The following is a 6862-nucleotide window of genomic DNA, read 5'->3' on the forward strand; positions in this document are numbered from 1 at the left end:
GAGCCTGATGCGGCGAGTAGCCCGCATGAGCCAACGGGTCGCACGAACGTGCGCCCGATGACGGGCTCCGCTCATGCGGGAAGCTCTCTCCCCGGATGTCGCTTCGCTCATCCGGGCTACACGGCAACCGCTGTAGAACCGGAGGGAGGCTTGCGAACCGCAACCCGCCCCTCGTTTCCTACTCCGCGGCCTGCTGCGTCGGTGCGTCGAGCACCTCCGACACTTTCGGCGGCGACATCGGCAGGCTGTAGAAGCGTTTGCCGAGCGCGTTGTGAACGGCGTTGGCGACCGCGGCCATCACAGGGACCAGCGGCACCTCGCCGACGCCCTTGACGCCCTGCGGATGTTTCGGGTTCGGCACCTCGACCAGCGCGCAATCGAGCATCGGCAGGTCGGAGCAGACCGGCATGCGATAATCGAGGAAGCCCGGATTATCGACCTTGCCGTCCTTGTTGTAGATGTACTCCTCGTTCAGCGCCCAGCCGATGCCCTGCGCGACGCCGCCTTGCAGCTGGCCCTCGACATAGCTCGGATGCACGGCGCGGCCGACATCCTGCACGGCGGTGTAGCGGATGACGCGGACGATGCCGAGATCGACATCGACCTCGACGTCGCAGATATGGGTGCCGAAGCCGCCCTCGGCGCCCTGGGTGTTGAGCTGCACGCTGGCGCCGATCGGGCCGCCCTGCGACGGCGCCTTCTCGGCGAGGTCGGCGAGCGTCAACGGCTCGAACTGGCCGGCGTTCGGGCTCACCGGATGCGCGGCGCCGTTCTCCCACTTCACCGCTTCCGGATCGATCTCCCAGATCTTCGCGGCGCGCTCGCGCAAGGTCGCGATCACCTTGTCGGCGGCCTGCGTCACCACCATCGAGGAGGCGAACAGCACGCGGCTGCCGCCGGTGAGGTTGGAGAAGCCGACCGTCTGGGTGTCGCCGATGATGACGGAGACGCGCTTATAGTCGATGCCGAGCAGCTCGGCGCAGATATTGGCGATGCCGGCGCGCGAGCCGCCGATATCGGGATGCCCTGTCGTGACGACGACGTTGCCGTCCTCGGTGATGTTGACCTGCGCGGAGGATTCACCGCCGGCATTGAACCAGAAGCCGGAAGCGACGCCCCTGCCCTGCAGCTTGCCGAGCGGCGCGGCATAATGCGGATGGTTCTTCGCGGCCTCCAGCGTCTCGATATAGCCGATGCGCGGGAACACCGGGCCATGGGCGGCCTTGGTGCCTTCCTTCGCCGCGTTCTTCAGCCGCAGCGCTAAGGGGTCCATCTTGAGCGCCTCGGCGAGCTCGTCGAGCACGCATTCCACGGCATAGGCGCCGATCGGCGCGCCGGGCGCGCGATAGGCCGCGACCTTGGAGCGGTTGGAGCAGACGTCGAACCCCTCCGACAGCACATGCGGAATGTCGTAGGGCGCGAAGCTGCACCCGACCGCGCCGCGGATCGGCGAGCCCGGGAAGGCGCCGGCCTGCAGATAGAAGCTGCCATGGGCGGCGACGATGGTGCCGTCCTTCTTCGCGCCGATCTTCACCGTGCTCTTCGAGCCCGAGGTCGGCCCGGTGGCGCGCATCACCTCCTCGCGCGTCATCACCATCTTGACCGGGCGGCCGGATTTTTTGGCGAGCAAGGTCGCGAGCGGCTCGAGATAGACGATGGTCTTGCCGCCAAAACCGCCGCCGATCTCGGCGGGGATGGCGCGGATGTCGCTCTGCGGGATGCCGGTCAGCATCGAGGTCATCGCACGCACCATGAACTGGCCCTGGCTCGACGACCAGATCGTGGTCTTGCCGTCGGCCGCGACCGAGATCAGGCAGGCATGCGGCTCGATATAGCCCTGGTGCACCGGGCGCGTGGTGAAGGAGCGCTCGATGACGACTTCAGCATCCTTGAAGCCCTGCGCGATGTCGCCCTTCTTGGATTCGATGCGGCCCATGATGTTCGAGGGCTTGCCGTCGAATCTGTTGAACTCGTGCAGGATCGGCGCATCCGCCTTCAGTGCGTCGTCGATCTCGATCGCCCAGGGCAGCACCTCGTAGTCGACTTCGATCAGCTTGCAGGCCTCAGTCGCGATCGCCTCCGTGGTCGCGGCGACGGCGGCGACGGGATGACCGGGGAACAGCGCCTTGTCGCGCGCCATCACGTTGCGGCACATCCAGCGCATGTCCTGGATGCCGAGCATGACGGCACCCTTCTCGATCGTGAAGTCGACGATGTCGCGCGCGGTGACCACCGCCTTGACGCCAGGCAGCGCCTCGGCCTTGGCGATGTTGATCGACTTGATGCGGGCGTGCGGATGCGGGCTGCGCAGCACCTTGCCCCAGATCATGCCGGGCATGGTGGTGTCGGCGGCAAACGCCGCGCGGCCGGTCACCTTGTCGACGCCATCGGGCCTGATGGTGCGCTGGCCGATCCATTTGTTGTTGACGACGTTCATGGGCGCATCTCCCGCATTTCGGCAGCGGTCTCCATCACCGCGCGGACGATCTTGTCGTAACCGGTGCACCGGCAGAGATTGCCGGCGAGCCAGAAGCGGACTTCTTCTTCGGTCGGATTGGAATTCTTGGCGAGCAGCGCTTCGGAGGCGACCAGCATGCCCGAGGTGCAGATGCCGCACTGAAGCGCGGCGTGCTCGAGGAACTTCTGCTGCAGCGGATGCAGCTTCTCGCCCCTGGCCATGCCCTCGATGGTCCTGATCTCGTGGCCCTCGGCTTCGGCCGCGAGCATCAGGCAGGAGCAGACCAGGCGGCCGTCGAGCGTGATCGAGCAGGCGCCGCAATCGCCGGACGCGCAGCCCTCCTTGGAGCCGGTGAGCCCCAATTGCCCGCGCAGCGCGTCGAGCATGGTCTCGTACGGCTCGCACAGGAATTCGACCGGCTCGCCGTTGACTGAGGTGGTGACGTGCAGTTTCGCCATGGTGCTAGTGTCCTCCCGCGCGCTGGGCGGCGATCGCGGCGGTGCGCTTGAGCAGCACGCCGGCTGTTTTGGTCCTGTAGGCGATGGTGCCGCGCTTGTCGTCGATCGGACGACAGGCGGCGCGGCACGCGGCAGCGGCGGCTTCGAGCGCGACATCGTCGAGCTTCGAGCCGATCAGCGCCTTCGCCGCCGGCGCGACCAGCAGCGCGGTCGGCGCCACCGCGCCGAGGCCCACGCGGGCCGCGGTACAGACGCCGTCCTTCAAGGTCAGGCTGACGCCGATGCCGACCACCGCGATGTCCATCTCGGTGCGCGGGATCATCCGCAGATACGCATCGCTCGAGCCTTTCGGCCGCGGCGGCAATGTGAAGCTGACCAGGATCTCGCCCGGCTTGAGGTTGGTGCGGCCAGGTCCCGCCGGCACATCCTCAACCTTCATGTCCCGCCGGCCGTTCGGACCCTGCACGGTGACGACGGCACCCGCCGCGATCATCGCCGGCACGCTGTCGCCGGCCGGTGAGCCGTTGCAGAGATTGCCGCCGGCGGAGGCGCGGCCCTGCACCTGCTTGGAGCCGATCAGGTTCACGGCCTCGAGCACGCCGGGCCACACCTTGCCGAAGCGCGCATGCTCGGCGAGCTCCATGCCGGAGACGGCGGCACCCACGCGGAAACCGCCGTCGGCGGTTTCGCTGATTTCGGTCATCTCGCCGATCTTCTTGATGTCGACGATCAGTCCCGGCCGCACCAGGCCGGAGCGCATTTGCACCAATAAGTCGGTGCCCCCTGCCATAATGCGGGCGGCACTCCCGGCGGCAGCAAATGCGCCAATCGCTTCGTCAAGCGTGCGCGGTGCTACGTATCGGATATCGGTCATGACGGTTCTTTCGGTCTCCCTCGACTGCTTGTTCCCTGAAGATTTGCGGGATGTGGCCTTATTGCTGGCCGGCAGACCGTAAGCCTACACGGCGGATCGGGGTCCGAACAGCCTGCGAGGTGCGGCAGGAAGCGCAGGCTCCTATGCAGGATGCGGACTTGTGCAGTGCCGGCAGCGGCGCGCGGCCTGTGCCTTGGGCGCGCGCACGCGACCCGCCGCGACGAGGCCGCCAACCAGATCGGTCAGGCCTGACCGCGTTTGCCGGAGCCGATCCCAAGCATCGAGAACATCCCGATGATGAGAAGCGCCGCCGGAATGCACCACCACAACACATAGCCGAACATGTATTCGAAGATCGTGCGCCGGTAAGGGGGAAGCGGATTGGGCAGCGCGCCGGCACGCTGCATCTGCTCGATCTTCTCCGGCGAGAGCTCGTGGTAGACGTTGAGCGGGCGGCCGTTGAGGTCTTTGCCGGAGCCCTTGACCATGAGGGCGTAGTATCCCGTCATCTTGTAGGGCAGGATGAAGGAGTGCGTGAGGCTCACATAGCCAAGCGCGAGGGCTTCGCCCTTGGGACCCTTCTCGGTCAGATCCTGCAGCTGTTGGTAGCTGTATCGCGTGCCGAACTCCGCGGCGCGCACGTCCTGACCGGACACCGCCATGCCGACGAACACGAGAAGAACGAGCAGACCGCGGCGCATGGCGTCTTGCCTCTCAAAGGGACGCGGCGGTTTGACCGCCGCACACTCGTCAAACAGGCTACCGGAAAGATGTCCAACCCCGGCTAACCCAGGCAATACAAGTGTCAGCAGCCGGTTAAGTCCTCCTCAACCTCGTCGGGACGTGCCGAGCGGCGAAGCCCGGAACCAACCAACGCCTGCTCGGCGACGTGCTCAAGCAATGAGCGCACACGGCTGCGCAACCTCGCAACGGGACCCAGCGCGATGGCGCGGCTCTTGCTTGCTTTCAACAACGGATTGGTGAAGCATGCCGCCGCAATGACAGATCGGGAGACGGCGAATGGTCGAAGTTTCGCGCAGAACGCTCCTCAAGCTTGCGGCCGGCGTGCCGCCGGCCATCGCGGCGCCGGCCATCCTGTCATCGCGCGCCTTTGCCGCGGGCAAGGGCAAGACCATCACCGCAGTGATGCATTCGGACCTGCGCATCATCGATCCCGGTTTCACCACCGCCTACATCACCCGCGACCATGGCTACATGGTCTACGACACGCTGCTCGGCATCGATTCAAGCTTCAAGGTCCGCCCGCAAATGGCGGACTGGACGATCTCGGACGACAAGCTCACCTACACCTTCACGTTGCGCGACGGCCTGAAATGGCATGACGGCGTGCCCGTCACCGCGGAGGACTGCATCGCCTCGCTGAAGCGCTGGACCGCCGTCGACGGCATGGCGCAGAAGCTGGCCGAATTCACCGCTTCCCTCGAGGCGAGCGGGCCGAAGACGATCGTGCTCAAGCTCAAGGAGCCGTACGGCCTCGTGCTGGAGTCGCTGGCAAAGCCCTCCTCCTACGTCGCCTTCATGATGCCGAAGCGGCTCGCGGAGACGCCGCCGGGCAAGCAGATCGCCGAGCAGATCGGTTGCGGGCCGTTCAAATTCGTGAGCGCCGAATTCCAGCCCGGCGTGAAAGCGGTCTATGAGCGCAATGCCGACTACGTTCCGCGCAAGGACAAGCCGGATTGGCTGTCGGGCGGCAAGGTCGCGAAGGTCGATCGCGTCGAATGGGTCACGATGCCCGACGCGCAGACCGCGATCAACGCGCTGCAATCCGGCGAGATCGATTTCCTGGAACAGCCGTCGGTCGACCTGCTGCCGGTGCTCGAGGCGAACTCCGATCTCACCGTGGCCGTATTGAACAAGTTCGGCTTCCAGATCGAGGGCCGGATGAATTTCCTGCACCCGCCATTCGACAACCCCAAGATCCGCCGCGCGGCCTTCCTGGCGATGAACCAGAAGGACGTGCTCGACGCCACCGTCGGCAACCCAAAATATTACGAGATCTGCGGCTCCTATTTCGCCTGCGACACGCCGCTCGCCAGCGACGCCGGCGCCGAGACGCTGATCAAGGGCAACGGCATGGCCGAGGCGAAGAAGGCGCTCGCCGCCTCGGGCTATGACGGCACGCCCGTCGTGATCATGATCCCCGGCGACGTGCAGACGCTGAAGGGACCGCCGACGGTCGCGGCGCAGCTGTTGCGCGCGGCCGGCTTCAACGTCGACGCGCAGGTGACGGACTGGCAGACCGTGGTGAGCCGCCGCGCCAGCCAGAAGCCGCCCAAGGAGGGCGGCTGGAACCTGTTCTTCACCTTCACCGGCGCGACCGAGGTGATGAACCCGATCGTCAACAACCAGATCGCCGCCAACGGCAAGCGGGCGTGGTTCGGCTGGCCCGAAGACGCCAAGCTCGAGCAGATGCGCGACGCCTATGCGCGCGCCACCTCGCCCGAAGAGCAGAAGAAGGTCGCGGTCGAGATTCAAAAGCAAGCCTACGAGCAGGTGATCTATATCCCGCTCGGCCAGTTCCGCTTGCCGAGCGCCTGGCGCAAATCGCTCACCGGCGTGCTGGAAGGCCCGGCGCCGCCGGTGTTCTGGAACGTCGACAAGACCGAATAAGGTCGGCGGCGCGAGCGACGCGCGCCGCCGACCAGCTGAGGCACGTCGGAAGGTTCATCGTTTCAGCCGCCGAGGCGCTTCACCGCTCTCGCTTGCGGGCGCTGCAAAATATCGAAAACAACCCCATGCAAAGGAGCCGACGGCCGCCGGCGTTCGACCGGGCAACTTGACACGTCGGGCAAATCAGGAATACATTTCCAATATTCCGAAATCCGCCTCCCCCTCCGGCGCGAACCAATGGCTGCGGTTGCGCATCATTCGCAGCACCCCAGCCTTGCCGATAACGAGGGCGTGGACTCACAAAGGTCCGCTTCTGACGGCGACGCAGCAATTGCCGTGCCGGATCGTCGTCGACTGCTTTTGACCCTGGCTGTGTGAAAACATAGTGCCGCTGTTATGATTCTCCCGTGATTCTGAGGGGGAATCGATGAGGCGCTTCGT

Annotated in this window: 5 protein-coding genes; 1 reads left to right on the plus strand and 4 read right to left on the minus strand. The window is 65.7% G+C overall.

Annotated elements, in window-relative coordinates; translation table 11 throughout:
- Nucleotides 1–178 precede the first annotated feature (178 nt).
- From QJT82_RS29600 to QJT82_RS29615, 4 genes are all read right to left on the minus strand, one after another.
- Entirely contained in the window at nucleotides 179–2437 is a 2259-nt protein-coding gene (locus QJT82_RS29600) for a xanthine dehydrogenase family protein molybdopterin-binding subunit (protein WP_028342708.1), read from the minus strand.
- Nucleotides 2434–2916 carry a (2Fe-2S)-binding protein gene (locus QJT82_RS29605; protein WP_018272305.1) on the minus strand — a complete coding sequence of 161 codons (483 nt, stop codon included), beginning with the start codon at nucleotides 2914–2916 and terminating at the stop codon, nucleotides 2434–2436. The genes QJT82_RS29600 and QJT82_RS29605 overlap by 4 nt, the downstream gene beginning before the upstream one ends.
- A 4-nt stretch (nucleotides 2917–2920) precedes the next feature.
- Nucleotides 2921–3781 (minus strand): xanthine dehydrogenase family protein subunit M, encoded by an 861-nt coding sequence (locus QJT82_RS29610; protein ID WP_035632266.1) that lies wholly within the window; start codon nucleotides 3779–3781, stop codon nucleotides 2921–2923.
- 251 nt (nucleotides 3782–4032) lie between these two features.
- Nucleotides 4033–4491 carry a hypothetical protein gene (locus tag QJT82_RS29615; protein WP_028342710.1) on the minus strand — a complete coding sequence of 153 codons (459 nt, stop codon included), beginning with the start codon at nucleotides 4489–4491 and terminating at the stop codon, nucleotides 4033–4035.
- Between the two features lie 445 nt (nucleotides 4492–4936).
- Between QJT82_RS29615 and QJT82_RS29620 the strand changes: the two genes are divergently transcribed.
- Nucleotides 4937–6421, plus strand: coding sequence for an ABC transporter substrate-binding protein (locus QJT82_RS29620; RefSeq protein WP_245288812.1), 1485 nt, complete (start codon nucleotides 4937–4939; stop codon nucleotides 6419–6421).
- Nucleotides 6422–6862: the final 441 nt, after the last annotated feature.

The organism is Bradyrhizobium sp. Mp19, from assembly GCF_029952935.1.
GTDB classification, from domain to species: Bacteria; Pseudomonadota; Alphaproteobacteria; order Rhizobiales; family Xanthobacteraceae; genus Bradyrhizobium; species Bradyrhizobium elkanii.